The sequence below is a fragment of the Rhizobium sp. Leaf384 genome (genome assembly GCF_001424065.1).
GTDB lineage: Bacteria > Pseudomonadota > Alphaproteobacteria > Rhizobiales > Rhizobiaceae > Ferranicluibacter.
The window spans coordinates 236,979-261,922 of record NZ_LMQE01000007.1 but is presented as its reverse complement, the minus strand read 5'-3'; the positions used below and the strand labels follow the sequence as shown (position 1 = coordinate 261,922).

At 64.5% G+C, this 24,944-nt stretch carries 22 protein-coding genes; 18 read left to right on the top strand and 4 right to left on the bottom strand.

Going from position 1 to position 24,944, the window contains the following annotated elements:
• The first annotated feature begins 31 nt into the window (after positions 1–31).
• Together ASG25_RS16985 and ASG25_RS16980 are read left to right on the top strand one after the other, a co-directional pair.
• Positions 32–376, top strand: coding sequence for a DUF6867 family protein (locus ASG25_RS16985; protein WP_062476556.1), 345 nt, complete (start codon positions 32–34; stop codon positions 374–376).
• A 112-nt stretch (positions 377–488) separates the two neighbouring features.
• Positions 489–1,604, top strand: coding sequence for a branched-chain amino acid ABC transporter substrate-binding protein (locus ASG25_RS16980; RefSeq protein ID WP_062476553.1), 1,116 nt, complete (start codon positions 489–491; stop codon positions 1,602–1,604).
• 149 nt (positions 1,605–1,753) lie between these two features.
• Here the strand turns inward: ASG25_RS16980 and ASG25_RS16975 are convergent, their stop codons facing one another.
• Together ASG25_RS16975 and ASG25_RS16970 are read right to left on the bottom strand one after the other, a co-directional pair.
• Positions 1,754–2,668, bottom strand: a complete 915-nt coding sequence (locus tag ASG25_RS16975) for a DNA-binding response regulator (RefSeq protein ID WP_062476551.1) — start codon at positions 2,666–2,668, stop codon at positions 1,754–1,756.
• Positions 2,665–6,060, bottom strand: a complete 3,396-nt coding sequence (locus ASG25_RS16970) for an ATP-binding protein (protein ID WP_062476548.1) — start codon at positions 6,058–6,060, stop codon at positions 2,665–2,667. The genes ASG25_RS16975 and ASG25_RS16970 overlap by 4 nt, the downstream gene beginning before the upstream one ends.
• 259 nt (positions 6,061–6,319) lie before the next feature.
• On the opposite strand from ASG25_RS16970, the gene urtA reads away from it, so the two are divergent.
• From urtA to ureG, 16 genes are all read left to right on the top strand, one after another.
• Positions 6,320–7,609 carry an urea ABC transporter substrate-binding protein gene (gene urtA, locus ASG25_RS16965; RefSeq protein WP_062476545.1) on the top strand — a complete coding sequence of 430 codons (1,290 nt, stop codon included), beginning with the start codon at positions 6,320–6,322 and terminating at the stop codon, positions 7,607–7,609.
• Positions 7,610–7,886: 277 nt separating this feature from the next.
• Entirely contained in the window at positions 7,887–9,485 is a 1,599-nt protein-coding gene (gene urtB, locus ASG25_RS16960) for an urea ABC transporter permease subunit UrtB (RefSeq protein ID WP_062477124.1), read from the top strand.
• Positions 9,485–10,663, top strand: a complete 1,179-nt coding sequence (gene urtC / locus ASG25_RS16955; RefSeq protein WP_062476542.1) for an urea ABC transporter permease subunit UrtC — start codon at positions 9,485–9,487, stop codon at positions 10,661–10,663. Before urtB ends, urtC begins: the two co-directional genes overlap by 1 nt.
• A gap of 5 nt (positions 10,664–10,668) precedes the next feature.
• The gene (urtD, locus tag ASG25_RS16950; protein WP_062476539.1) at positions 10,669–11,421 is read left to right on the top strand and encodes an urea ABC transporter ATP-binding protein UrtD; all 753 of its coding nucleotides are present in this window, start codon (positions 10,669–10,671) and stop codon (positions 11,419–11,421) included.
• A 193-nt stretch (positions 11,422–11,614) separates the two neighbouring features.
• Positions 11,615–12,310, top strand: coding sequence for an urea ABC transporter ATP-binding subunit UrtE (gene urtE, locus ASG25_RS16945; protein WP_062476536.1), 696 nt, complete (start codon positions 11,615–11,617; stop codon positions 12,308–12,310).
• Positions 12,311–12,354: 44 nt separating this feature from the next.
• The gene (locus ASG25_RS16940; RefSeq protein ID WP_062476533.1) at positions 12,355–13,209 is read left to right on the top strand and encodes an urease accessory protein UreD; all 855 of its coding nucleotides are present in this window, start codon (positions 12,355–12,357) and stop codon (positions 13,207–13,209) included.
• A gap of 32 nt (positions 13,210–13,241) precedes the next feature.
• Positions 13,242–13,544 (top strand): urease subunit gamma, encoded by a 303-nt coding sequence (locus ASG25_RS16935; RefSeq protein ID WP_037099076.1) that lies wholly within the window; start codon positions 13,242–13,244, stop codon positions 13,542–13,544.
• Positions 13,545–13,551: 7 nt separating this feature from the next.
• A complete protein-coding gene (locus ASG25_RS16930) occupies positions 13,552–13,800 on the top strand; it encodes a DUF1272 domain-containing protein (RefSeq protein ID WP_062476530.1) in 249 nt (82 codons plus the stop codon).
• Positions 13,801–13,911: 111 nt separating this feature from the next.
• On the top strand, positions 13,912–14,217 hold the full coding sequence (locus tag ASG25_RS16925) for an urease subunit beta (RefSeq protein WP_062476527.1): 306 nt from the start codon (positions 13,912–13,914) through the stop codon (positions 14,215–14,217).
• Between the two features lies 1 nt (position 14,218).
• Positions 14,219–14,650 (top strand): lysozyme inhibitor LprI family protein, encoded by a 432-nt coding sequence (locus ASG25_RS16920; RefSeq protein ID WP_156379815.1) that lies wholly within the window; start codon positions 14,219–14,221, stop codon positions 14,648–14,650.
• 222 nt (positions 14,651–14,872) lie between these two features.
• The gene (locus ASG25_RS16915; protein WP_062477122.1) at positions 14,873–15,526 is read left to right on the top strand and encodes a hypothetical protein; all 654 of its coding nucleotides are present in this window, start codon (positions 14,873–14,875) and stop codon (positions 15,524–15,526) included.
• 211 nt (positions 15,527–15,737) lie between these two features.
• Positions 15,738–17,450, top strand: a complete 1,713-nt coding sequence (ureC, locus tag ASG25_RS16905) for an urease subunit alpha (protein ID WP_062476517.1) — start codon at positions 15,738–15,740, stop codon at positions 17,448–17,450.
• A 54-nt stretch (positions 17,451–17,504) separates the two neighbouring features.
• Entirely contained in the window at positions 17,505–18,203 is a 699-nt protein-coding gene (locus ASG25_RS16900; protein WP_062476514.1) for a TIGR02117 family protein, read from the top strand.
• 11 nt (positions 18,204–18,214) lie between these two features.
• The gene (ureE, locus tag ASG25_RS16895; protein ID WP_062476511.1) at positions 18,215–18,730 is read left to right on the top strand and encodes an urease accessory protein UreE; all 516 of its coding nucleotides are present in this window, start codon (positions 18,215–18,217) and stop codon (positions 18,728–18,730) included.
• A 76-nt stretch (positions 18,731–18,806) separates the two neighbouring features.
• Positions 18,807–19,439 (top strand): urease accessory UreF family protein, encoded by a 633-nt coding sequence (locus ASG25_RS16890; protein ID WP_062477118.1) that lies wholly within the window; start codon positions 18,807–18,809, stop codon positions 19,437–19,439.
• Positions 19,440–19,486: 47 nt separating this feature from the next.
• Positions 19,487–20,098 (top strand): urease accessory protein UreG, encoded by a 612-nt coding sequence (gene ureG, locus ASG25_RS16885; protein ID WP_062476508.1) that lies wholly within the window; start codon positions 19,487–19,489, stop codon positions 20,096–20,098.
• A gap of 103 nt (positions 20,099–20,201) precedes the next feature.
• Here the strand turns inward: ureG and ASG25_RS16880 are convergent, their stop codons facing one another.
• The gene (locus ASG25_RS16880) at positions 20,202–23,525 is read right to left on the bottom strand and encodes an efflux RND transporter permease subunit (RefSeq protein ID WP_062476504.1); all 3,324 of its coding nucleotides are present in this window, start codon (positions 23,523–23,525) and stop codon (positions 20,202–20,204) included.
• A gap of 13 nt (positions 23,526–23,538) precedes the next feature.
• The gene (locus tag ASG25_RS16875) at positions 23,539–24,846 is read right to left on the bottom strand and encodes an efflux RND transporter periplasmic adaptor subunit (RefSeq protein ID WP_244479434.1); all 1,308 of its coding nucleotides are present in this window, start codon (positions 24,844–24,846) and stop codon (positions 23,539–23,541) included.
• Positions 24,847–24,944: the final 98 nt, after the last annotated feature.

The following is a 24,944-nucleotide window of genomic DNA, read 5'->3' as shown; positions in this document are numbered from 1 at the left end:
TCCTTCATCCCTTCCACCGGGAGTTTCTGACATGCAGGGCATTCTTCACGAAGAGCCTTCGATCCTTCAGTTCATGCTGATCACATGCGTGCTCGGCGGCTGGGCGGCCTGGCGCACGGGAAAGAGCGTCGCGGACGGCTGGCAGACCTATGCGACCGTCCTGATCTACACGGCGCTGCTCGGCGTCGGCATCCGTTTCGTGCATCACGCACTGTTCAACGGCACCATGTTCAGCCTCCACTACTACCTTGTGGACACGATCATTCTTTTGCTGTTTTCTACCGCTGGCTTCCGTTTCTATCGGACGCGCCAGATGGTCAACAGCTACTACTGGCTTTACGAAAAGGCGTCGCCCTTCTCGTGGAAGAACAAATAAAAAGGGAACAGCCGCGGGCGCATCGCCTCGGCCGCAACGAACACCGGCGCAGTCAGAGTGGGAACTGCGTTGGCTATGGCAACAGACCCGCTTGAAAATTGGGAGTTACAGGATGAAGAAGTCACTTTTGTCGGCTGTTGCGCTGACGGCGATGGTCGCGTTCAGCGGCCAGGCCTGGGCGGACATCACGATCGCTGTTGCCGGTCCGCTGACCGGCCCGAACGCCGCATTCGGCGCGCAGCTCCAGAAGGGTGCCGAGCAGGCAGCCGCTGACATCAACGCAGCCGGCGGCATCAACGGCGAGCAGATCAAGATCGTTCTCGGCGACGACGTTTCCGACCCGAAGCAGGGCATCTCCGTTGCCAACAAGTTCGTCGCCGACGGCGTGAAGTATGTCATCGGTCACTTCAACTCGGGCGTTTCCATTCCGGCTTCTGAAGTCTACGCCGAAAACGGCATCCTCGAGATCACCCCGGCTGCCACCAACCCGGTCTTCACCGAGCGCGGCCTCTGGAACACGTTCCGCACCTGCGGCCGTGACGACCAGCAGGGCGGCGTCGCCGGCGCCTACCTCGTCGAAAAGTTCAAGGACGCCAAGGTCGCCGTCATCCATGACAAGACGCCTTACGGCCAGGGCCTTGCCGACGAAACCAAGAAGGCGATGAACGCTGCCGGCATGACGGAAGTCATGTACGAAGGCGTCAACACCGGCGACAAGGACTTCTCGGCTCTCATCGCCAAGATGAAGGAAGCCGGCGTCTCGATCATCTACTGGGGCGGTCTCCACACGGAAGCCGGCCTGATCATCCGCCAGTCGGCTGACCAGGGCCTCAAGGCAACGCTCGTGTCCGGTGACGGTATCGTCTCCAACGAACTGGCCTCGATCGCAGGCGACGCGGTCGCCGGTACGCTCAACACCTTCGGCCCCGATCCGACGCTCCGCCCGGAGAACAAGGAACTGGTCGAGAAGTTCAAGGCCGCCGGCTTCAACCCGGAAGCCTACACGCTCTACTCCTACGCCGCCCTGCAGACCATTGCAGCTGCTGCCAAGGCCGCAAACTCCACCGACGCGGAAACCGTCGCGACCGCGATGAAGGAAAAGGGTCCGTTCAAGACCGTTCTCGGCGACATGTCCTTCGACGAAAAGGGCGACCCGAAGCTTCCCGGCTACATCATGTACGAGTGGAAGAAGGGCCCGGACGGCAAGTACAGCTACTTCCCGCAGTAATCACGGTTCATGGCTTCGGCCGTATTCTCCAAAAACGAGAAAAGCCCGGCGCAAGCCGGGCTTTTTTCCTATGTGCAGGGCCCCCGTCTGGTAGATCAGTCTGGCAGATCAGGCCGGCGGGTCACGTCCGGCGGGTCACGTCCGGCAGGTCACGTCCGGCTCAGGGCATTCGTCGCCTTCACCGCAGCCGATGCGCGGTTCTCGACGCCGAGTTTCACATAGATCTGCTCGAGATGCTTGTTGACGGTGCGCGCGGACAGGCCGAGGATTTCGGCAATATCCCGATTGGACTTGCCTTTGGCGATCCAGACGAGCACCTCCGCTTCCCGCACCGTCAGGGAGAAGTGACGGCGCAGCGCTTCCTCGTCCGTGGTCTGGCTGGCGGCGGTTAGACGAAACAGATATTCGTCGCTGCCGATCACGCCGAGGAACGCGAGGTGCAGGACCGGCACCCCGGCGTTTTCGACGACCAGCGGGGCGTCCTTGGCGCCGGTCCGGTCGCGCAGGAAGTGGGCGATGCGGTCCGAGACCGAGGCCAGGCCATCCTCCGAGCCAATGGCCGTGGCAACCAGCCGCGTCGCCTGGGGTGTCGACCAGTGCAGCGCGCCGTCGCCACGCACGGCCAAGAGGTGGCGGCCGGCCGCATCCAGTGCGACGCGGGCGCTTTGCGCCGAGCGGGCATTGCCGAGATGGACTCGGATGCGCGCGCGCAGCTCATCGATGTTGATCGGCTTGGACAGGTAGTCCACCCCGCCGGATTCGAGCGCATGGACGATATGCTCCGTTTCCGTCAGCCCGGTCATGAAGATCACCGGCACCGGCGCGATGTCGGCCAGCGCCTTCAGCCGCCGGCAGGTATCGAAGCCGTCCATATCCGGCATGATGGCATCCATGAGCACGATATCCGGCGTGATCTTGTCGACGACCTTCAGCGCCGCCGGCCCGGACGTGGCGATCAGCACGGAAAAGCCGGACTGCTCCAGCGCGTCGGTCAGGAAGCCGAGGGTCTCCGGGCTGTCGTCCACGATCAGGACGATATCGCGGGGGTGGGGCGTCTCACTCACCGGCGCTCTCCTTGCGGCGACGGATCGGTGCGCACCGCCGCGGTTTCGAGAAAGGTGGCATAGCCGGCCATGTCGAAAGCCTGGACATAGGCACGTGCCGCCTCTGCGAAGGCCTGATGGGCAGGGTCACGCGCGAGCTCCGCGAGTTTGGCCTCGATCCCCCGGATATAGCCGATCTCACCGAGCCGGATCAGCTCTTCGATGTCGGATGCGTCCGGCGCGACGACCGTATGCGGCACGGGTGTGTCCGCCTGCGCCGCTGGGTCGTCATGCGTCCATGTCAGCCCGAGATGAATGGCGATCTTGTCCTTCAGCTGCCGGATGTCGAACGGTTTGGCAAGCGTGTCATTGTGCCCGGTATGCTGGCTGGCCAGGCTGCCGTCGCCGATATTGGCAGACAGCATGATGATGGGGGCCGCCTGTCCATGTGCGCGCAGGCGCGAGACAAGCTGCCACCCGCTCATGCCGGGCATGGAGATATCCACAAGGAACAGGTCGGGCTTGATTCCCTCGATCAGCGTCAGGCATTCGGCGCCGCCGATCGCGGTCAGGACCACGAAGTCGAGCGGGATCAGCACCTCGCGCATCAATTCGCGATGGTCCTCGTTGTCGTCCACCACGACGATCGTGCGACGCGGCCCGGCATAGCCGGTGACCGCGCGCGACGGAGGAGGAACGGGAGCCGGGTGGGCGATGGCCGAGAGCATCAGCCGAACGCGAAACGTCGATCCCTTGTCGCGCTCGCTCGTCACCAGGATCTCGCCGCCCAGCGTCTCGGTCAGGAGGCGGGTGATGGTCAGCCCGAGCCCGAGGCCCGGCATCGGGCGGATCGTCTCGGCTTCGCCGCGCTGGAACGGCTCGAAGATGCGCGGCCGGTCGGCCTCCGAAATGCCCCGGCCCGTATCGGTCACGGTGAAGGTCGCCACCTGGCTTCGATAGGCGACCTCGAACCCTATGACGCCACGATCGGTGAACTTGATGGCGTTCGAGAGCAGGTTGACGAGGATCTGTCGCAGACGCTTCTCGTCGGTGCGCACATGCGTCGGCAGTCCGGGCGATCGCACATGTTCGAAGGCAAGCCCCTTGGCCTGGGCCTGCGGACGGAACATGTCGACGATCTGATCGAGGAAATCCTGAATGTTGATCTCGTTGGAGAACACCTGCAGACGGCCGGCCTCGATGCGGGAAATGTCGAGCAAGCCGTCGATCAGTCCGGAGAGGTGGTCGGCGCTGCGCTTGATGACGCGGATGGCAGCCTGACGGGGGGCCGGGATCGTCTCGTCGCGCTCGAGGATCTGGGCATAGCCCATGACGGCGTTGAGCGGGGTGCGCAGCTCGTGGCTGAGACCGACGACATACCGGCTCTTGGCGCGGTTTGCGGCCTCGGCCGTCTCCTTGGCGTATTGCAGGGCCGCGTCGGTCTTCTTGTGGGCGGCGATTTCCTTGAGCAGCAGCGTGTTCTGGCGCGAGGATTCCTCCTCCGCGACCAGACGGCTGTCGTGCGCGAGCACATAGAACCAGCAGACGACGCCGGTGACGACGGTGAACACGAAGAACACGATGCCGACGGTGCGGTTGATGACCTCGGCGGCGATCGGCGAGGCAGAGCCCGTCTGGTAGGCGATCATCGCAAGGATCGCGCCAATGGCGGAAACGGCGATGACGACCGCCGTGGCATAGCGGCCGAGACGGCTCGAAAGCGCAGTGACGACGTGTTCGGGCAGAAGCCTGCGCGCGACGACCGCCGCTTGCGCGTTCACGCGCGCATGCGGCTTGCAGACATCGTGGCAGCGGCTGTCGAGCGAGCAGCACAGCGAGCAGATCGGTGCGGCATAGGCCGGGCAATACGCCATGTCTTCCGGCTCGAACGGATGCTGGCAGATGGAGCAGGTGATGGTGCTCAGGCTCTTCCAGTGGGCGCGCGGCTTGCGGGCGAGGTAGTATCGCCCGCGCGTCGCATAGGCGAGGGCGGGGGACACGAGGAAGGCGATGAGGGTGACATAGGTCGAGAGCGATGCCATGACCGTGCCGAAGAGGCCGAAATGCGCGGCAAGCGCCACGCCGGCAGCAACGAACATGGCGCCGAGGCCGACCGGATTGATGTCGTAGAGATGCGCCCGCTTGAACTCGATGCCCGGCGGCGAAAGGCCGAGCGGCTTGTTGATGAAGAGATCGGCCGACAGGGTCGAGAGCCAGGACATGGCGATGATGGAGAAGACGCCGAGCGTGGCCTCGAGCAGCTTGTAGATGCCGAACTCCATGAGAAGGAGGGCAATGGCGACATTGAACACCAGCCAGACGACACGTCCGGGATGGCTGTGCGTCAGGCGGGAAAAGAAGTTCGACCAGGCAAGCGAGCCGGCATAGGCGTTCATCACGTTGATCTTGAGCTGGGAGACCACGACGAACGCGGCCATGAGGACGAGGGCCGCCGTGTCGTTGGGGATCATATAGCCGAAGGCCGTGAGGTACATGTGCGAGGGGTCTGCCGCCTGTCCGGCGGGCACGCCGGTCGAAAGCGTCAGCACGGCCAGGAACGATCCGGCGAGAAGCTTCGGCACACCCACCACCACCCATCCGGGGCCGGCGAGAAAGACGGCAAGGCGATGCCGCCACTTCTTCATGCCTTCCGGCGGGAGAAAGCGCAGAAAATCCACCTGCTCGCCGATCTGGGGCATGAGCGCGAGGATGACGGCGGAGGCGGCGCCGAATTCGACGAGATCGAACGGAGCGGCACCGCCCACCTGCGCATTCGAATGGGCGATGCCGGCAAAGGCGCGCCAGAGGTCGAATTTCTCCCAGTCCGAAAAGGCGATGAAGACGAAGGGCAGGATGTTGAGGACGATCCAGAAGGGCTGCGTGACCAGCTGGAAACGGGAGATCAGCTGAACCCCGTAGATGACGAGCGGGATGACCACGACGGCGCTGATGATATAGCCGATCCACAGCGGAATGCCGAAGGCGAGGTTCAACGCGCCCGTCATGATGGATGCCTCGATGGCAAACAGCATGAAGGTGAAGCTGGCATAGATCAGCGAGGTGATGGTGGAGCCGATGTAACCGAAGCTCGCCCCGCGCGTGAGCAGGTCGATATCGACCCCGTGGCGGATGGCGTAGCGGCTGATCGGCATGCCGATGAGGAGCATCGCGATTGCGGCCGCGAGAATGGCGAAAAAGGCGTTGGTCGTCCCGTAGGAGAGGGTGATCGTGCCGCCGATTGCCTCCAGCGCGAGAAACGAGATCGCGCCGATGGCCGTCTGCGAAATGCGGCTCGCCGAAAACCTGCGCGCGCTCTTGGCGGTGAAGCGCAGAGCATAGTCTTCCAGGGTCTGGTCTGCGACCCAGCGATTGTACTCGCGCCGGACCGGGATGATACGCTGCCGGGCTGTCATTTTGGGTTGGTCATGGTGCGATGCATCATCCTTGTCGGGACGCGACGACGCGGGTTCGCGCGGATGAAACGATCTTGAAGACAAGGCGGGCGCCTGTCCAGACGGACGGCATGTTTCGCGCGGAAACACACGCGTTCTCGGCCGTTCCCGCCTACGTCAATTGACGTATGTGCATTGCACAAGGCGTGTCGGATAGTCCCGTTGCGACCCGTTAACACTCCCTTAGGAAACGGCGCCAAAGAACGAGAGGGGTTCTCCGATGTCATTCAAATCCCATACCTTAAGCGCATTTCTGGCAGGCGCCCTGGCAACCACGGCGTTCTCCGCCGTCAACGCGGCTGACGACACGATCAAGGTCGGCGTCCTGCACTCGCTGTCCGGCACGATGGCCATTTCCGAGACGACGCTGAAAGACGCCATGCTGATGCTCATCGACGAGCAGAACAAGAAGGGCGGCGTGCTCGGCAAGAAGCTCGAAGCCGTTGTCGTCGATCCGGCATCCGACTGGCCGCTGTTTGCCGAAAAGGCCCGTGAGCTGATCTCCGTCGACAAGGTCGCCGCCGTGTTCGGCTGCTGGACGTCCTCGTCGCGCAAGTCGGTTCTGCCCGTGTTCGAAGAGCTGAACTCGATCCTCTTCTACCCTGTCCAGTACGAAGGCGAAGAGTCCTCGCGCAACATCTTCTACACCGGTGCCGCGCCGAACCAGCAGGCTATCCCGGCCGTCGACTACCTGATGGCCAACGAAGGCGTCGAGCGCTTCGTGCTCGAAGGCACCGACTACGTCTACCCGCGCACGACCAACAAGATCCTCGAGGCCTACTTGCTCTCCAAGGGCGTGGCCAAGGAAGACATCATCGTCAACTACACGCCGTTCGGCTTCTCGGACTGGCAGACGGAAGTCGCCAAGATCAAGGAATTCGGCTCGGCCGGCAAGAAGACCGCCGTCGTCTCCACCATCAATGGCGACGCCAACGTTCCCTTCTACAAGGAGCTCGGCAACCAGGGCATCAAGGCCACGGATATTCCCGTCGTCGCCTTTTCGGTCGGTGAAGAGGAACTCGCCGGCCTCGACACCAAGCCGCTCGTCGGCCATCTCGCCGCCTGGAACTACTTTCAGTCCGTCGACGCGCCCGCCAATGCCGAGTTCATCAAGGAGTGGCACGCCTATACCAAGAACGACAAGCGCGTGACGAACGACCCGATGGAAGCGGCCTATATCGGCTTCAATGCCTGGGTAAAGGCCGTCGAGGCTGCGGGCACGACCGATACGGATGCCGTTCTCGACACGATCATCGGCACCTCCGTTCCCAATCTGTCGGGCGGATACGCCACCGTCATGCCGAACCATCACATCACCAAGCCGGTGCTGATCGGCGAAATCCAGGGCGACGGCCAGTTCGAAATCGTCCAGCAGACCCCCCAGGTCGTCGGCGACGAGTGGTCGGACTACCTGCCGGACAGCAAGGATCTGATCTCCGATTGGCGCAAGCCCATGTCCTGCGGCAACTTCAACGTTGCAACGGGCAAGTGCGGCGGCAAGGGCTCCTGATCGCACGGCGACCACGCCTTTTCGCAAACACCCTTTCCGTCCGGCTTTGCGCCGGGCGGGGATCTTTCTCGGGGAGACACGTCGATCGTCTTCCCGCATTCGTGCATGGCACGGAACCTGCATCGAAACGACCGGACACGGCGGTTGGAGGGCTTTTCCACCGACGTCGGACCTGCAGGCTGCAGCCCATGGGCAGCGCTTGCGACATTCTTGGGCAGATGGGGGAGGCTTGCCACCGCTCTGCCGCGTGAAGGGGCTTTGAACACACATGCAGCTGATATCGCGCACGGTTCGGACCATGGTTTTCCTGCTCGGCGTCTGCCTTGTCTCTGCGGCCGGCGCACTGGCGCAGGATGGCCTGAAACCGCTGGTCGATGGTCTCGGCGCGACGGCCTTCCCGCAGAAGGTGGAGGCGGTCAAGCAGTTGGCTGCGACGGGCGATCCCAAGGTGCCCGAGATCCTCGACAAGCTGAGCGCCGGCGCCCTGTTTGCGCCGAAGACGGGCGGCGCGGTCTATCTCGTCGAGGGCGGCGTCGTGTCCGATCCGGTGACCGGTGCGCCTGTCGAGGGCGTGGCCGCCGGCAGCCTGCAGAAGATCCGGCTGAACAACATGCTGCGCGGGGCGATCGGCGACGCCATGAGCCAGCTGACCCTGCTCAGCCCTGATCGCAATGCCCGCCTGTCCGCCGCCCAGGCGCTGCTCGCCAGCGGCGACACGGAAAATCTCGCGCTGCTCGACGGTGCGCTGGCAAAGGAAGCCGATGCCGAGGTCAAGGCGGCAATGGAGTCTGCCCGGGCCGTGCTGATCCTGAAAACGGACGCGAGCGCACAGGACAAGAAGGCGGCGATCGAGAATGTCGCGGCGCGCGGCGACCGTGGCGCGCTGAACATCCTGACGGCTGCGCTCGCCACCGCGCCGCCCGAGCTCGTGCCGGTCATTCAGGGCCGCATCGACGGCATCGCCAGCAGCCTTGCGGTTTGGGACGTCGTCCAGAACGTCTGGTACGGCCTGTCGCTCGGCTCCGTTCTCCTGCTCGCCGCCATCGGCCTTGCCATCACCTTCGGCGTCATGGGCGTCATCAACATGGCGCATGGCGAGATGGTGATGCTCGGGGCCTATACGACCTATGTCGTGCAGCAGACCGTCGCGTCGCTGGCGCCCGGTCTTTCCACCTTTTCGCTCGCCTTCGCCGTGCCGATCGCCTTTCTCTTCACGGGCCTGGTGGGCGTCGCCATCGAGCGCGGCATCATCCGCTTTCTCTACGGTCGTCCGCTCGAGACGCTGCTCGCCACCTGGGGTCTGTCGCTGATCCTGCAGCAGACCATCCGCTCCATCTTCGGGCCGACCAACCGGCAGGTGGACAATCCAAGCTGGATGTCGGGCACCTTCGACCTCGGTGGCCTCGCGATCACCTGGAACCGCATGTGGATCATCGCGTTCTCGCTCGCCGTCTTCCTGGCCCTGCTGACGCTGCTCAAGCGGTCACGGCTCGGCCTGCAGATGCGGGCGGTGACGCAGAACCGGCGCATGGCCTCGTCCATGGGCATCCGGACGCCGATGGTGGATGCCATGACCTTCGGCCTCGGTTCCGGCATCGCCGGTATCGCGGGCGTGGCGCTCAGCCAGATCGACAACGTCTCGCCCAATCTCGGGCAGAACTACATCATCGACAGCTTCATGGTCGTGGTCTTCGGCGGGGTCGGCAATCTCTGGGGCACCTTCGTCGGCGCCATGACGCTCGGGATCGCCAACAAGTTCCTCGAGCCCTATGCCGGGGCGGTGCTCGGCAAGATCCTCATTCTCGTCCTTATCATCCTCTTCATCCAGCGGCGGCCGCGCGGCCTGTTCGCGCTCAAGGGAAGGTCGATCGAATAATGTTCACGACCCGGCTCATCCATGCGCATGAGAAGAAGGTGCTGGCACTCGCCGCCCTGATCCTCGTCATCGCCATCGCGGTTCCCGCCTCCAACCTCCTGCTCGATCCCGGCAATGTCCTGCATGTGCCGTCCCATGTCGTGCCGCTGTTCGGAAAATATCTCTGCTACGCGCTGCTTGCCCTCGCGCTCGATCTCGTCTGGGGCTATTGCGGCATCCTCTCGCTCGGCCACGGCGCTTTCTTCGCCCTCGGCGGCTATGCGATGGGCATGTATCTGATGCGCCAGATCGGCGCGCGAGGCGTCTACGCCAATCCTGTTCTGCCCGACTTCATGGTGTTTTTGAACTGGAAGGCGCTGCCCTGGCACTGGACGGGCTTTGACCATTTCGGCTTTGCGGCGCTTATGGTCGTTCTGGTGCCGGGTGTGCTGGCCTTCGTGTTCGGCTGGTTCGCCTTCCGCTCGCGCGTCACCGGCGTCTATCTCTCGATCATCACTCAGGCGATGACCTATGCGCTGCTTCTTGCCTTCTTCCGCAACGAAATGGGGTTCGGCGGCAATAACGGCCTGACCGATTTCAAGGACATCATCGGCTTCAACATCCAGGCGCCGGAGACCCGGGCGACGCTCTTTGCCCTGACCGGCGTGGTTCTCGCCCTCGCGCTGCTTCTCTCCTCGGCCATCGTGCAGTCCAAGTACGGCAAGGTGCTGATCGGGGTGCGGGATGCGGAAAGCCGGACACGCTTTCTCGGCTATCGCGTCGAGAACATGAAGCTCTTCATCTTCACGTTCTCTGCCATGCTCGCGGGCATTGCCGGCGCCCTTTACGTGCCGCAGGTCGGTATCATCAATCCGGGGGAATTTGCCCCCGCCAATTCGATCGAGGTCGTCATCTGGACGGCGGTCGGCGGACGCGGAACGCTGATCGGGCCGATCATCGGGGCGGTGCTCGTCAACTTCGGAAAATCGATCTTCACGGCCGCCTTTCCCGAATTCTGGCTGTTTGCGCTCGGGGCGCTCTTCGTGGCCACCACGCTGTTCCTGCCCAAGGGGATCGTCGGCACCCTTCAGCAGGGTTTTGCCTCTCGTCGCGACCACAAGGCCGCTGCCGAGGCCGAAAAGGGTCGGACGGTTCCGGCCCGCGAGCCGGTCGATGCCCAACCTCAGGCCGCGGAGTGAGTGCGATGGACCAGAAGATCACCACCAGCCTCCTTTACCTCGATGGCGTCTCCGTCTCCTTCGATGGCTTCAAGGCGCTGAACGCACTCTCCTTCGTGGTCGCGCCCGGCGAATTGCGGGCGATCATCGGCCCGAACGGTGCCGGCAAGACGACGATGATGGACATCATCACCGGCAAGACGCGGCCGGACAGCGGCACCGTCTATTTCGACGGCAAGGTCGACCTGACCAAGAAAGACGAGGCCGATATCGCGCAGCTCGGCATCGGCCGAAAATTTCAGAAGCCGACCGTGTTCGAGAGCCAGACGGTCTGGGACAATATCGAGCTCGCGCTCAACCGCAAACGCGGCGTGTTCGCCACCCTGTTCTACACGCTGACGCCGGGCGACAAGGCGCGCATCGAGGAGATTCTGGAGACCGTGCGCATGACCACCCGCAAGGACCATCTGGCCGGCAGCCTGTCGCACGGCCAGAAGCAATGGCTGGAAATCGGCATGCTGCTCGCGCAGGAGCCGAAGCTGCTGCTGGTGGACGAACCCGTCGCCGGCATGACCGACGCCGAGACCGCGGAAACCGCGATCCTTTTGAAGGAGATCGCCAAAACCCGCTCGGTCGTTGTCGTCGAGCATGACATGGGCTTCATCCGCGACCTCGGGGTGAAGGTCACCTGCCTTGCCGAGGGATCGGTGCTCGCCGAGGGTTCGATCGACTTCGTGTCGAGCGACCCGAAGGTCATCGAAAACTATCTGGGACGGTGATGTCCATGTCTGAAAACGTCTCGATGGTCGCAGTCCGGACGGCTGCCGACGGTGGTGCGCTCGTTCGTCGCCGCTTGCGGACGGGTGCTTGGCCGCCTCTCTTCACCGGTCTTGCGGAAGAGAGGACGCGTTGCGCGGCGCGACCCGTTGAAAACCCCGATGCGTCGTTCCCACCCATGCCACGAGGTGTCTCATGCTGACCGTCGACAACATCAACCTTCACTATGGTGCGGCACAGGCCCTGCGCGGCGTCTCCATCACGGCGCCGATGGGCAAGATCACCTGTGTGCTCGGCCGCAACGGCGTCGGCAAGACCAGCCTTCTGCGCGCCGTCACGGGCCAGCATGCGACAAGCGCGGGCAAGGTGACGTTCAACGAGACCGTCATGAACGGCATGGCGCCCTACAATCGCGCACGCCTGGGTGTCGGCTTCGTGCCGCAGGGGCGGGAGGTTTTCCCCCTGCTGACGGTCAAGGAGAATCTGGAGTCGGGTTTCGCGCCCGTCGCCCGCAAGGACCGGTTCGTCCCGGACGAGATCTTCCAGCTGTTTCCGATCCTGAAATCGATGCTCGGTCGTCGCGGCGGGGATCTGTCCGGCGGGCAGCAGCAGCAACTGGCCATCGGCCGGGCTCTCGTCACGCGTCCGAAGATCCTTGTGCTGGACGAGCCGACGGAGGGCATCCAGCCATCGATCATCAAGGATATCGGGCGGGCAATCCAGTATCTGCGGGATTCCACGGGCATGGCAATTCTGCTTGTGGAACAATACCTTGACTTTTGCCGTGAGCTTGCAGACCATGTCTACATCATGGATCGCGGAGAGATTGTGCATGAAGGCCCGGCCGAAACGCTCGACACGCCGGATGCCCGACGGCACCTTACGGTTTGACCGTGCTCGCCCGCAACCAGCAGCCATTGCCCGAACGACAGCGCATGCCTGAAACGCTTTGCGAAACCGCCGCGACCCGGCCTCAGCGCGCCTTCGGACGCGGACGGCTGGTGGCGAAATCGGCCGGCGGACGCACGCGGCTGGAGGAGTTCTATCAGGAGGGCTGCGCCAAGCTGCGCCTTCCCACGATGTTCGATGGCAGCATGGAAGCGGTTCTGATCAACAGCTCCGGCGGGTTGACAGGCGGCGACGAGATGGACTGGCGCTTTGCCGCGGGCGCGGGCACCGATCTGACGCTGACGACGCAGGCCTGCGAAAAGATCTACAAGGCCAGCGCGGGTACGACCTCGGTGACGACGACCATCCGGGCGGGGGCAGGCTCCCGCATCCATTGGCTGCCCCAGGAAACGATCCTGTTCGATCGCGCCTCGATGACGCGCTCGCTCGATGTCGACCTTGCCGCAGATGCCGAATTTCTGGCTGTCGAGGCTGTGTTGCTCGGGCGGACCGCAATGGGCGAACGCATGCGCAACGGCCTGTTTCTCGACCGTTGGCGCATCGTGAAAGGTGGCACCTTGCTGCATGCCGAAAACATGCGCTTGTCAGGCGATGTCGACGCGCTGACCCGTCGTGCCTTCTCGCTGGGCGGCCACGTCGCCTTTGCAACGCTGCTGTTGACCACGGATGGCTGCGAGCAGCACATCAAGGCGATGCGCGAACGCCTGCAGAGCGCTGCCGAAACAGGATCGGGCGGGGTCAGCCACGTCGTGGTGGGCGGGCAGGAAAAACTGGTGGCGCGGATCGTGGCGAAGGACGGTTTCACCTTGCGAAAAATCCTCGTGCCGATGATTTCGCACTTGCGCAAGAGCGGATCTGTGCCGAAAGTCTGGAGCCTGTAGAGAATGTCGAAGAAGATGGTGGGTCGCGTCGCATGAACCTTACTCCGCGGGAAAAAGACAAGCTGCTGATCTCGATGGCGGCCATGGTGGCGCGTCGCCGGCTGGAGCGTGGCGTCAAGCTCAACCATCCCGAAGCCATCGCGCTGATCACGGATTTCGTGGTCGAGGGCGCACGGGACGGGCGTTCCGTGCCCGACCTCATGGAGGCCGGCGCCCATGTCATCACCCGCGCGCAGGTGATGGAGGGGATCCCCGAAATGATCCATGACATCCAGATCGAGGCGACATTCCCGGATGGCACGAAGCTTGTCACCGTTCACGAACCCATTCGCTGAGGTTTCCATGCTGGCGCTTCGACCCAATTGCGAATGCTGCGATACGGACCTGCCGGCCGACAGCCGCGACGCCATGATCTGCAGCTTCGAATGCACCTTCTGCGCGACCTGCGCCGGCGGCGTCCTCGGCGGACGCTGCCCGAACTGCACCGGCGAACTCGTTCGCCGCCCCATTCGTCCTGCCGAGAAGCTGATGAAGAACCCCGCTTCCACCGATCGCGTGGTGAAGGCCGGCGGGTGCGGCATGGCGGCATGACGCCCGCGAACCCGCATCGTCGGACCGTCGTGACTGCCGTGAGTGCCCCGAATGCCATGAATGCCATGAATGCCATGCAGCCTGCCTATCGAGACCTTGAGGAGAGACAGAATGATCCCCGGTGAAATCCTTGCGGCAGAGGGCGAGATCGAACTGAATGTCGGGCTGGAGACGGTGACGATCGAGGTGTCGAACACCGGCGACCGTCCGGTGCAGGTCGGCAGCCACTATCACTTCGCCGAGACCAATGCCGGCCTCACCTTCGATCGTGCGGCCGCCCATGGCCGGCGGCTCGACATTCCGGCTGGTACGGCGGTCCGGTTCGAGCCGGGGCAGACGCGCGACGTGACGCTCATCCCCTTTGCCGGCAAGCGGGAGGTCTATGGTTTCCGCCAGAAGATCATGGGTGCGCTCTGAGATGGCAAGGCTGATGGTCTTTTCGGGCGCTGCCCTGGTTTCGGGACTGTTTCTCGCAGCCACGCCCGCCGCTGCGGCCGGCGCCGACGAGCCCGATTGCAACAATGCAACGACCCAGAGCGACATGACGCTGTGCGCGCAGATGGATTACGATACGGCCGATGCGGCGTTGAACGCGGCCTATCGCAAGACGCTGGCGCGTGCTCAGGCGGCGGACAAGGATCTTGCCGATCTCGGCGACGACATGGTCGGCGCGGTCGATGCGCTGAAGACGGCGCAGCGTGCCTGGATCGCCTATCGCGACGGACAGTGCGCGCTGGCAGGCTTCGAGGCGCGGGGCGGGACGATGGAGCCCATGCTGGTGGCCGGCTGTCTCGCGGAGCTGACCACCAAGCGGACGGAAGAACTGGATGCGGCATTGGCCGAGCAATGATCGCCGCACCCACGAGCCGCGCGGGCCGGCGGATATCGGGCAGGCGGTCCCTTGCGGCCAGAGGATCTGCCGACCGTTCGGCAGGAAGACGGCCGGCGCTCGGGATCCGCGGAGCCGAAAGGCCTTAAGCACGGAACACGGGAGCATGGAACAGGGCAACATGGAACAGGCAAGCTTGGAACAGGGAGGCGGGGGACGATCGTGAAGACCGGGGCGCGCATCGTGATTGTCGGCAATGGGCCGGTGCCGGACGGCACTGCCCCCGAGATTGCGTCTGCCGACTGCGTCATCCGCTTCAATGACTGCCGCTCCTACCGCGCGGGACAGCGCACGGATGTCGTTGCCGTCTGCAACACAGGTCGCCCGGCAAAGATGATGCTCGGACAGCCGGCTTTGCAGGTACCGGCGAGCCTCGTGCCGACGGCTTGGGCGGCGCATCCCGCCGTTGTCGCGGCGAAACAGCTCTGGTGCGTCCGCGATCCCGCGCTTTTCGAAACCCTGCGGACACCCCTTGCGACCACGCATCCCGAACTCGACGATTTCTGCGACGACGAGACGGCTGCCTTCGAAGCCTTCGCACAGGCATCCGGGAAGACGTTCCGGGTGCTCGATGCGCAGACGCAGCGGTTCGTGGAGTCGATGCTCTCCGGTTTCTCGCCCACACGCTACGTCGTGCCGAGCAGCGGCCTTGTCGTTATCGCCGATGTGCTCGGCGCACATCCCGACGCCGATATCACGCTTGCCGGCTTCACCCATGTCGGATGGGAGGGGCACCCGTTCGCCGCCGAGCGGCAACTGGTCGATCGCTGGATCGCCGAGGGCCGGCTTCGACGGCTGGATGCGGCACCGGCCGTGTCTTTCGCGGTCGGGCGTTAGGAGAGCGGCATGGGCGAAGCTCTCAGGATGAAAACGGGCACGATCACCAAGGCCATGATCGCATCCCCGTCGCCCCATGCGCATCATCCCGGCGGCACTCCGGACCATCCGGGCGGCGAGAGCAACCGTCGCACTGGCGGCCTTTCGCCCGTTATATTCGATCGCGCTGCTGGCCGGTCATCCCTTTTTTCCGAGCTTTCGAGGTAGTCCCATGTCCTACAAGATGTCCCGCGCCGCCTATGCCAACATGTTCGGCCCGACGACCGGTGACCGGGTCCGGCTGGCGGATACGGAGCTTTTCATCGAGGTGGAGAAGGATTTCACCACCTATGGCGACGAGGTGAAGTTCGGCGGCGGCAAGGTCATCCGGGATGGCATGGGCCAGAGCCAGGTGACGCGGGCCGATGGCGCGGTGGATACCGTCATCACCAATGCGCTGATTGTCGATCACTGGGGCATCGTCAAAGCCGATATCGGGCTGAAGGATGGGTTGATCGTCGCGATCGGCAAGGCGGGCAACCCGGATACCCAGCCGAATGTCGACATCATCGTCGGACCCGGCACGGAGGCGATCGCCGCCGAAGGCAAGATCATCACGGCCGGAGGCATGGACAGCCATATCCACTTCATCTGCCCGCAGCAGATTGAAGAAGCGCTCATGTCGGGCCTCACGACGATGCTCGGCGGCGGCACGGGGCCGGCGCACGGCACGCTCGCCACGACATGCACGCCCGGCCCCTGGCATCTGGCGCGCATGATCGAGGCCGCCGATGCCTTCCCCATGAACCTCGCCTTTGCCGGCAAGGGCAATGCATCCCTGCCGGGCGCGCTGGTCGAGATGGTGCTGGGTGGCGCGACCTCGCTGAAGCTGCACGAAGACTGGGGCACAACGCCTGCTGCCATCGACTGCTGCCTGTCGGTCGCCGACGAGTACGACGTGCAGGTGATGATCCACACGGACACGCTGAACGAAAGCGGCTTCGTCGAGGACTCCATCGCCGCGTTGAAGGGCCGCACTATCCACGCCTTCCATACCGAAGGGGCCGGAGGCGGGCATGCGCCCGACATCATCAAGATCTGCGGTCAGCCGAACGTCATCCCGTCCTCCACCAACCCGACGCGGCCCTACACGATCAATACGCTGGCCGAGCATCTGGACATGCTGATGGTCTGCCATCACCTGTCGCCGTCGATCCCCGAGGACATCGCCTTTGCCGAAAGCCGGATCCGCAAGGAGACGATCGCGGCGGAGGACATTCTTCACGATATCGGCGCCTTCTCGATCATCTCGTCCGACAGCCAGGCGATGGGCCGCGTCGGCGAGGTCGCGATCCGTACCTGGCAGACCGCCGACAAGATGAAGCGGCAGCGCGGCCGCCTGCCGGGCGAGACCGGCGACAACGACAACATGCGGGTGAAGCGTTACATCGCGAAATACACCATCAACCCGGCCATCGCACATGGTCTCAGCCACGCGATCGGATCGGTGGAGGTCGGCAAGCGGGCGGATCTCGTGATGTGGAGTCCGGCCTTCTTCGGGGTCAAGCCGGACATGGTCCTGCTCGGCGGCGTGATCGCGGCAGCGCCGATGGGCGATCCGAACGCCTCCATTCCGACGCCGCAGCCGGTGCACTACCGGCCGATGTTCGGCGCCTATGGCAAGGCGCGAACCAATTCGTCCGTTACCTTCGTGTCGCAGGCTTCGCTCGATGCCGGTCTCGCAGCCAAGCTCGGCGTGGCAAAGACGCTAATGGCGGTGAAAAACACACGCGGCGGGATCGGCAAGGCCTCGATGATCCACAACAGCCTGACGCCGATGATCGAGGTCGATCCGGAAACCTACGAGGTGCGGGCGGATGGCGAGTTGCTGACCTGCGAGCCCGCAACAGTGCTGCCGATGGCGCAGCGCTATTTCCTGTTCTAGACCGGTGCGCGCGGTCCTGACGCTCGATGGCAGGCTCGGCGGACGCCGGCCGATATGCACCGTATGAGGCGGCTGCGCCCGGCCGTGCGAAGACTGGGGATCGGTCTCGCGCTCCTCACGCTTCTCCTCGCGCTGGCCGCAGGGTTCGGCGCGATCCTGCCGCAACCCTTGTTTGCGCCATCAGGCGACGGCGGAGAGGGGACGCGGCGGATCCTGGTTCTCTCCAACTCGATCCACACCGATATCGCTATTCCCGTGGATACGGAAAGCCTCGAGCGGTTCTCGTTTCTTCGCGAGAACGGCGTACCGGTCGATGATCCCGCGGCACGGTGGATGGTGTTCGGTCGGGGCGGGCGCGCCTTCTATCTTCAGACGCCGACCTGGGCGGACCTGAGACCGCTTCCCCTTCTGCGCGGACTGACGCTCGATCGGGCGGTGTTGCATGTGGACGTGCTCGGTGCGCTGGACGAGCCGACGCCCACGGTGCAGGGTTACGACATCGGGCCTGTCGCCTATCAGCGGCTGCTCGAGACGATCGCGGCCGACTTCGAACGGCTGCATGGGCAGGTCGTGCCGGTGCCGGATGTGCGCTATGGGCAGACCGATCGTTTCTTCGAGGCGACCGGCTGGTTCACGGCGTTGGCCGGCTGCAACACCTGGACGGCGCGTGTCTTGCGCGCGGCGGGGCTTCGCACGGGGGTCTGGAACCCGCTGCCGGTATCGCTCGCCTTTTCTCTCCAGCATTTTAATTGATCGAGGACGTCATGCCGTATCGCTCCACCGCCATCGTTTCTCCGGCTCCGGCCGATATCACACCCGTTGCCCTGTTGCGCCTGCCGCACGACCAGCGGCATCTGCGACGCAAGCTCCTGCATCTGCCGGATGACGACGTCGTCATGCTGGACCTGAAGCAGGCCGTGATGCTCGCCGATGGCGATGCGCTGGTGCTGGACGGCGGCGGCTATATCCTGATTGCCGCCGTGGAGGAGGCACTGTACGAGATCAAGCCGCGCGACCGTCTTCACCTGATCGAGCTCGCCTGGCATCTGGGCAACCGTCATCTCCAGGCCGAGATCCGCGAGGACCGCATCGTCATCCTGCGCGATCCCGTCATCCGCTCCATGCTGATCGGGCTCGGTGCCGACGTTCAGGAGGTGACGGCGCCCTTCCAGCCGATGCGCGGCGCCTATCACAGCGGGCACGGGCATGATCATGGTCCGGATCAACACCATGATCACGGCCATGGCGGGAAGGGGCACGAGCATTCCCATGACGGATAGGCTTTGCCAGGCGACGCGGGCGGACCGTCCTGACACAGAGACGAACACCGGGAGCACGCAGGCGCTTCTCAGGCTGATGGCATGGCTGTCGCCGGCGTTTCCCGTCGGGGCCTTCTCCTATTCGAGCGGGCTCGAGCAGGCCGTGGCCGATGGAAGCGTTGCGGATCCGACGTCGCTCGAGGATTGGCTGTCCGGCGCGCTTGCGCAGGGAACGACCTGGAACGATGCCGTGCTGCTCGCGGAAAGCTATCGCGCGGCCGGAAAGGTCGATGCACTCCACGCTGTCGCCGCTCTTGCAGAGGCCATGGCGGGAAGCCGGGAGCGCCAGATGGAGACCCTGCTGCAGGGAGAGGCCTTTCTCGCCGCAGCGTCCGCCTGGCCGGCCGGGATCGAGGTTTCGCTGCCGGAGCGCGTCGCCTATCCGGTTGCCCTCGGCACCCTTGCCGGCCTTCATGGCACAGGGCTCGCGCCGGCGATTGCGGCCTATCTGCATGCGGCCCTCTCCAACCAGATCTCCGTGGCGATCCGGTGCGGCGTGCTTGGCCAGCGCGCCGGCGTGGCCATGCTGGCGGGGCTGGAAGCCGACGTGGCGGCGACAGCGGCACGCGCGGCCGCAAGCTCGCTTGAGGATCTCGGCTCTGCCGGCTTTCTGGCAGACGTCGCAGGCCTTCGCCACGAGACGCTGGCATCTCGCCTCTTCCGGTCGTAAGGCGTGAAAGACGTTGCCCCGAGGGGCGCATTTGAAAGGACACTCTGATGGCATCCACCCATGGTCCCCTGCGCGTCGGCATCGGCGGCCCGGTCGGCTCGGGCAAGACGGCTCTGACGGACAAGCTGTGCAAGGCCATGCGCGACAGATGGTCTGTCGCCGTGGTCACCAACGACATCTACACGCAGGAAGATGCCGAAGCGCTGGTGCGCATGCAGGCGCTGCCATCCGACAGGATCGTCGGCGTCGAGACAGGCGGTTGCCCGCACACCGCCATCCGGGAGGATGCGACGATCAACCTGCAGGCCATTGCCGACCTCAATCGCCGCATCCCGGACCTTGACGTCGTGTTCATCGAGTCCGGCGGCGACAATCTCGCGGCGACCTTCTCGCCCGATCTCGCCGACATCACGCTCTACGTCATCTCCGTCTGCCAGGGCGAGGAGATTCCCCGCAAAGGCGGTCCGGGCATCACGCGCTCTGATCTTCTCGTCATCAACAAGAAGGATCTCGCGCCTTATGTCGGGGCCGACCTCGACGTCATGCAGCGCGACGCTGACCGCATGCGCCAATCCCGCCCGTTCGTGTTTTCCGACATGAAGCGCGGCGAGGGCGTGGAGCGGATCGTGGAATTTCTGCGGGTCGAAGGCGGGCTGTAGGAGACCTGTCGAGAACCGACGCACATCCGCGCCCCCACCTGCGGGCAAGGGGCCCGGGCGGGGAAGCGGTCGGCAAGGGCGGGTGCGGCACCGAGCCCGCCGTCTACTCCGCAGCGAGAGCCGGGTGCGTCACGACGGTGCCTCCGACGGCACGCAGCGTGCCCGGCGTGGCGCGGCTTTCCAGGCGATCGAGGCGCTCCTGCAGCGTTTCGATCGTTTCGGCCTGTTCCGCGAGCTTTTCCGTCAGTGCCGTATTTTCGAGCGGGATGGTCTCGGCCTCCTTGCGGCCGACGAGACCGCCGAAGGCCCAGCCAAGCAGGCGCGACAGGTCGTCCATGATCAGGAAGAACGACGGCACGACCACCAGCGACAGGACCGTGGAGACGATGATCCCGCCGATGACGGCGATGGCCATCGGCGCGCGGAACGATCCGCCTTCGCCGACCCCGAGCGCGGACGGCAGCATGCCCGCGGACATGGCGATGGACGTCATGATGATCGGCCGGGCCCGCTTGCGCCCCGCCTCCACCATGGCATCCACCCGTTCCATGCCCTGACGCTTCATCTCGATGGCGAAATCGACCAGGAGGATGGCGTTCTTGGTGACAATGCCCATCAGCATGAGGATGCCGATGAGGACGGGCATGGAGAGCGCATTGTTGGTGACGATGAGGCCCAGTGCGACGCCGCCGATGGCGAGCGGCAACGAGAACAGGATCGTGAAGGGCTGGATCACATCCTTGAACAGGAGGATCAGCACCACGAGCACGAGGAGCAGGCCGAGCAGCATGGCATGGACGAAGCCGGACTGCATTTCGGCCTGGACCTCGGCGTCGCCGCTTTCCAGGAAGCGGACGCCCTTCGGCAGGTTGACCTCGCTCGCGGCCTGTTTGAAGCGATCCGAGGCCGTGTTGAGCGCAACGCCGACCGGCAGGTCCGCGCCGATCGTGACGACGCGGAAGCGGTCATAGCGCTTGATGGAACTCGGGCCTTCCGAATAGGCGATATCGGCCACGCTCGAGATGGGCACCAGTGCGCCGGATGCCGTCTGGATCCGGATGTTGCGGATGGCGGCCAGATCCGTGCGGACGCCGGTGTCGAGCTGCACGCGAATGGGGATCTGCCGGTCGTCGAGCGAGATCTTCGTCAGCGCCGCGTCGATGTCGCCGATGGTCGCAACCCGCAGGACATCGGAGAGCTGGGACGTGGTGATGCCGAGCCGCGACATGCGTTCCGTCAGCGGACGCAGCTGCAGTTCCGGGCGCGGCAACGCACCGTCGGGGCTCACATTGGCGAGCGTCGGCTCGTTGCGAAGCCTGGCCTGCAGCAGGCCGACGGCATCGCTAAGGGACGCTTCGTCATTGGACAGAAGGTTGAATGCCAGGTCGCGCTCGCCGCGGTCGTTCAGCTTCAGCACGCGCACATCCGGAATGGTGTGAATGGCGGCAAAAATCTGGGACTCGATCTGGGACTGGGGAATGACGCGGCCTGTCGGCGGCAGCTTGGGCATGTACTGGCCCACCACCGGAAGCCGGCCCAGGAGATTGTTGACCAGCTTGTTGACGAGCGAATGGTCGAGCTTCTTGAGAAGGACCGTGATCGTCGCGCGACGCAGCTCGAGGTCGCCCTTCGGCGATGCCCCGCCCAGCACGAAGATGCCGTCGACGCCCGCGAAACCCTTGATCCGGTCGTAGATTTCTGCGGTCGTCCGGTCGGTATCCTCCAGCATGGCATCCGGCGGCAGTTCGACGGAGAGCACGATGCGCGACGCATCTTCCGGCGGCAGGAAGCTGCCGGGAACGGTCAGCAGCAGCTGTACCGAGCCGACGAGGAAGGCAATCGCGACGGCGAGCGTCAGATAGCGCATGTACCAGCGCCGCGTGGTGGTCGAGACCAGCCAGCTGTAGCCGCGCATGATGACGCCGTCGCGCGCTTCGCCATGCCCGTCGCCATCGCCGGAGCGCATGAGATAGGCTGCCATGACCGGCGTGATCAGTCGCGCCACCATGAGCGAGAAGAACACGGAAACCGCGACGGTCAGGCCGAACTGGATGAAGTACTGGCCGGGGATGCCCGGCATGAAGGACACCGGCACGAAGACCGCGATGATCGTGAAGGTGGTGGCGATGACCGCAAGACCGATCTCGTCCGCCGCCTCGATCGACGCCCGATAGGGCGATTTGCCCATCTTGATGTGCCGGGCGATGTTTTCGATCTCGACGATCGCGTCATCCACGAGAATGCCGGTTGCCAGCGTCAGGGCCAGGAACGAGACGAGGTTGAGCGAGAAGCCGAGCAGGTCCATGACCCAGAAGGTCGGAATGGCCGACAGGGGCAGGGCCAGCGCGGAAATCAGCGTTGCGCGCCAGTTCCGCAGGAACAGGAGAACGACGGCCACGGCCAGCAGGGCGCCTTCGATCAGCGTGTGCAGGGCCGCTTCGTAATTGCCGTAGGTGAAGTACACGCTGTCGTTGATCAGCTGGATCGAAACGCCGGGATTGGCGGCCCGGACGGCGTCCAGCGACTTTGCAACGGTTTCGGCGACGGTGACCTCGCTTGCGCCCTTGGAGCGGAACACGGCGAAGGTGACGACGGGCGTGCCGTCGAAGCGCGAGAAACTTTTCGGTTCTTCATAGGTGTCCGTGACGGTGCCGAGTTCCGAAAGGCGCACGAAGCGTCCGTTCGGCATAGCGATCATCGTATCGGCCAGCGCCGAGACGGAGCGGGCGTCACCGAGCGTACGGATCGCCTGTTCGCTGCCGCCGATCTGCCCGCGGCCGGAACCGAGGTCGGTGTTCATCTTGCGCAGCTGCGCGTTCACGTCGGTCGCCGTGATCCCATAGGAATTGAGGCGGCTGTCGCTGAGTTCGACGCGCACTTCGCGATCGGCGCCGCCGTAGCGGTCGATCCGGCCGATGCCGGTCTGGCCCTGCAAGGCGCGCTTGATCGTATCGTCCACGAACCAGCTGATCTCTTCCAGCGTCATGTCCGGAGCAGAGACGGCAAAGGTCTGGATCGCCTGACCCTCGACATCGATCTTGGCGACGATCGGCTCCTCGATTCCCGCCGGAAGGTCGCCGCGGATCCGGTCGATCGCATCCTTGGTGTCCTGCACCGCCTGGTTCGTCGGGATCTCGATCTCGAACTCGACGGCGGTCGTGGAAATGCCGTCGGTAATGGTCGAGGTGACGTGCTTGACCCCGGCAATGCCGGCGACGGCGTCCTCGATCTCCTTGGTGACCTGCGTTTCCAGCTCGGCCGGCGCAGCGCCGCTCTGCGCGACGGCGATGGAAACGATGGGCACATCGATGTTGGGGAAGCGTGTGATCGGCAGCGCGTTGAACGACTGATAGCCGAGAAACATCAACAGCACGAAGGTGAGGATCGGTGCGATCGGATTGCGAATGGCCCAGGCCGAAAAATTCATGGCGGGTCGATCCTCAGTTGGTGGCCGTCTTGCCAGTGGTGTCTGTCAGCCTGACCGGCGTGATCCTGTCGCCATCGCGAACATAGGCACCGGCCTTCGCCACGACCTCGTCGCCTTCCTCGAGGCCCGAGACGACCTCGATGTAGCGACCGTCCTGAATGCCCGTCTCGATCCGGGCCATCTCGACCACGCCGTCGCGCACCTTGCGCACGACCGTTTCGCTCTTGCCGCTGGTCACGGCCGTGAGGGGAAGGGCCAGGGCCTGCTTTTCCTCCACCGTGATGTCGGCATTGGCATACATGCCGATGCGCGCCTTTTCGGACTCGGGGATGCTGATGAAGACGGTGCCGAGGCGGGTATCGGCGTCGACGGTCGGCGATATCAACCGGATCGTGCCGTCGAGCGTGACGCGGCTATCGGCAAGCTTCAGCTTGGCCTTCTGGCCGACGGCGAGCTTCAGGAGATCGCTTTCCGAGACGTCGGCGCGCATCTCCACGGCGCCGTCGCGGATGATGGTGAAAAGCGGCTGTCCGGAGCCGGCGGCGATGGCGCCGACTTTGGCTGTCCGGGCGGAGACCGTGCCGGCGACCGGCGCCTTGATGGTGGTGCGCGCCAGGCGGAGGTCCACGTCTGCGATCTGCGCTTCGACGACCTTGATGTCGGACTGCGCAACGGCGATCAGCTGTTCGGCAGAGGTGACGCGCGCCAGCGCGGCCGCCGCGGCGGCCTCCGTCTGGTCGGCAAGGGCGGTGGAAACCGAACCCGATGTCAGGAGCCGGGCGTTGCGCTCGGAAACGCGGACGGCCTCTTTCGCATTGGCTTGCGCTTCGACGAGCTGGGCTTGATACTGGGCGAGCGACGCCTGCGCCTTGGCGAGGCTGGCCTCGTTCTGGCCGCGCGTGAGCAGGAGCGCGTCCTCGTTCAACGTCGCCATCGTTGCGTCGGCCTCGACCTTGTCGCCGATATCCACCGCAAGGCTGCGGATCGACAGGCCTTCGACGAGCGGCTGCACGAAGGTTTCCTCGACCGCCTGAATGGTCCCGGTCGCAATGACCCGGTCGATGACCTTGCGCGTCTCGGCCTTGGTGACGACGATGGACGGGTAGCTGGCCGCAGGCTTGGCGTCCGAATTGTCCGCCTCAGGCGTTGCCGTTTCCTGGGTCTGGCTCTGGACCTGGGCTTGAGCCTCGGCCTGGGCTGCCGATGCCGAAACGGGCAACCATGCCAGCAGGAGAGCCGTCAGGACGGCTGGAAACGGCGTTCGTTCCGAAGCGGGCCTGTCCGCATGCATGCCACTTGCCAAGCTACGTTCACCCGCCATCGGCGCGTCCTCATCACTGAATTATGCTGAAAGACGACCAACGCCGTCTTGTCTGCCCCATCATCGCAAGGCTGGCGCCACGCCCCCGCGGCAGCCTA

What these genes read in the sequence shown, in the direction of transcription:
- ASG25_RS16880 (WP_062476504.1), bottom strand. Translation starts at nt 23,525, where the DNA reads ATGAATTTTTCGGCCTGGGCCATTCGCAATCCGATCGCACCGATCCTC.
- urtA (WP_062476545.1), top strand. Translation starts at nt 6,320, where the DNA reads ATGTCATTCAAATCCCATACCTTAAGCGCATTTCTGGCAGGCGCCCTG.
- ASG25_RS16980 (WP_062476553.1), top strand. Translation starts at nt 489, where the DNA reads ATGAAGAAGTCACTTTTGTCGGCTGTTGCGCTGACGGCGATGGTCGCG.
- ureG (WP_062476508.1), top strand. Translation starts at nt 19,487, where the DNA reads ATGGCATCCACCCATGGTCCCCTGCGCGTCGGCATCGGCGGCCCGGTC.
- ASG25_RS16900 (WP_062476514.1), top strand. Translation starts at nt 17,505, where the DNA reads ATGCACCGTATGAGGCGGCTGCGCCCGGCCGTGCGAAGACTGGGGATC.
- ASG25_RS16940 (WP_062476533.1), top strand. Translation starts at nt 12,355, where the DNA reads ATGCCTGAAACGCTTTGCGAAACCGCCGCGACCCGGCCTCAGCGCGCC.
- ureE (WP_062476511.1), top strand. Translation starts at nt 18,215, where the DNA reads ATGCCGTATCGCTCCACCGCCATCGTTTCTCCGGCTCCGGCCGATATC.
- urtD (WP_062476539.1), top strand. Translation starts at nt 10,669, where the DNA reads ATGGACCAGAAGATCACCACCAGCCTCCTTTACCTCGATGGCGTCTCC.
- urtE (WP_062476536.1), top strand. Translation starts at nt 11,615, where the DNA reads ATGCTGACCGTCGACAACATCAACCTTCACTATGGTGCGGCACAGGCC.
- ASG25_RS16930 (WP_062476530.1), top strand. Translation starts at nt 13,552, where the DNA reads ATGCTGGCGCTTCGACCCAATTGCGAATGCTGCGATACGGACCTGCCG.
- ASG25_RS16875 (WP_244479434.1), bottom strand. Translation starts at nt 24,846, where the DNA reads ATGGCGGGTGAACGTAGCTTGGCAAGTGGCATGCATGCGGACAGGCCC.
- ureC (WP_062476517.1), top strand. Translation starts at nt 15,738, where the DNA reads ATGTCCTACAAGATGTCCCGCGCCGCCTATGCCAACATGTTCGGCCCG.
- ASG25_RS16920 (WP_156379815.1), top strand. Translation starts at nt 14,219, where the DNA reads ATGGCAAGGCTGATGGTCTTTTCGGGCGCTGCCCTGGTTTCGGGACTG.
- urtC (WP_062476542.1), top strand. Translation starts at nt 9,485, where the DNA reads ATGTTCACGACCCGGCTCATCCATGCGCATGAGAAGAAGGTGCTGGCA.
- ASG25_RS16890 (WP_062477118.1), top strand. Translation starts at nt 18,807, where the DNA reads ATGGCATGGCTGTCGCCGGCGTTTCCCGTCGGGGCCTTCTCCTATTCG.
- ASG25_RS16985 (WP_062476556.1), top strand. Translation starts at nt 32, where the DNA reads ATGCAGGGCATTCTTCACGAAGAGCCTTCGATCCTTCAGTTCATGCTG.
- ASG25_RS16935 (WP_037099076.1), top strand. Translation starts at nt 13,242, where the DNA reads ATGAACCTTACTCCGCGGGAAAAAGACAAGCTGCTGATCTCGATGGCG.
- ASG25_RS16925 (WP_062476527.1), top strand. Translation starts at nt 13,912, where the DNA reads ATGATCCCCGGTGAAATCCTTGCGGCAGAGGGCGAGATCGAACTGAAT.
- ASG25_RS16970 (WP_062476548.1), bottom strand. Translation starts at nt 6,060, where the DNA reads ATGACAGCCCGGCAGCGTATCATCCCGGTCCGGCGCGAGTACAATCGC.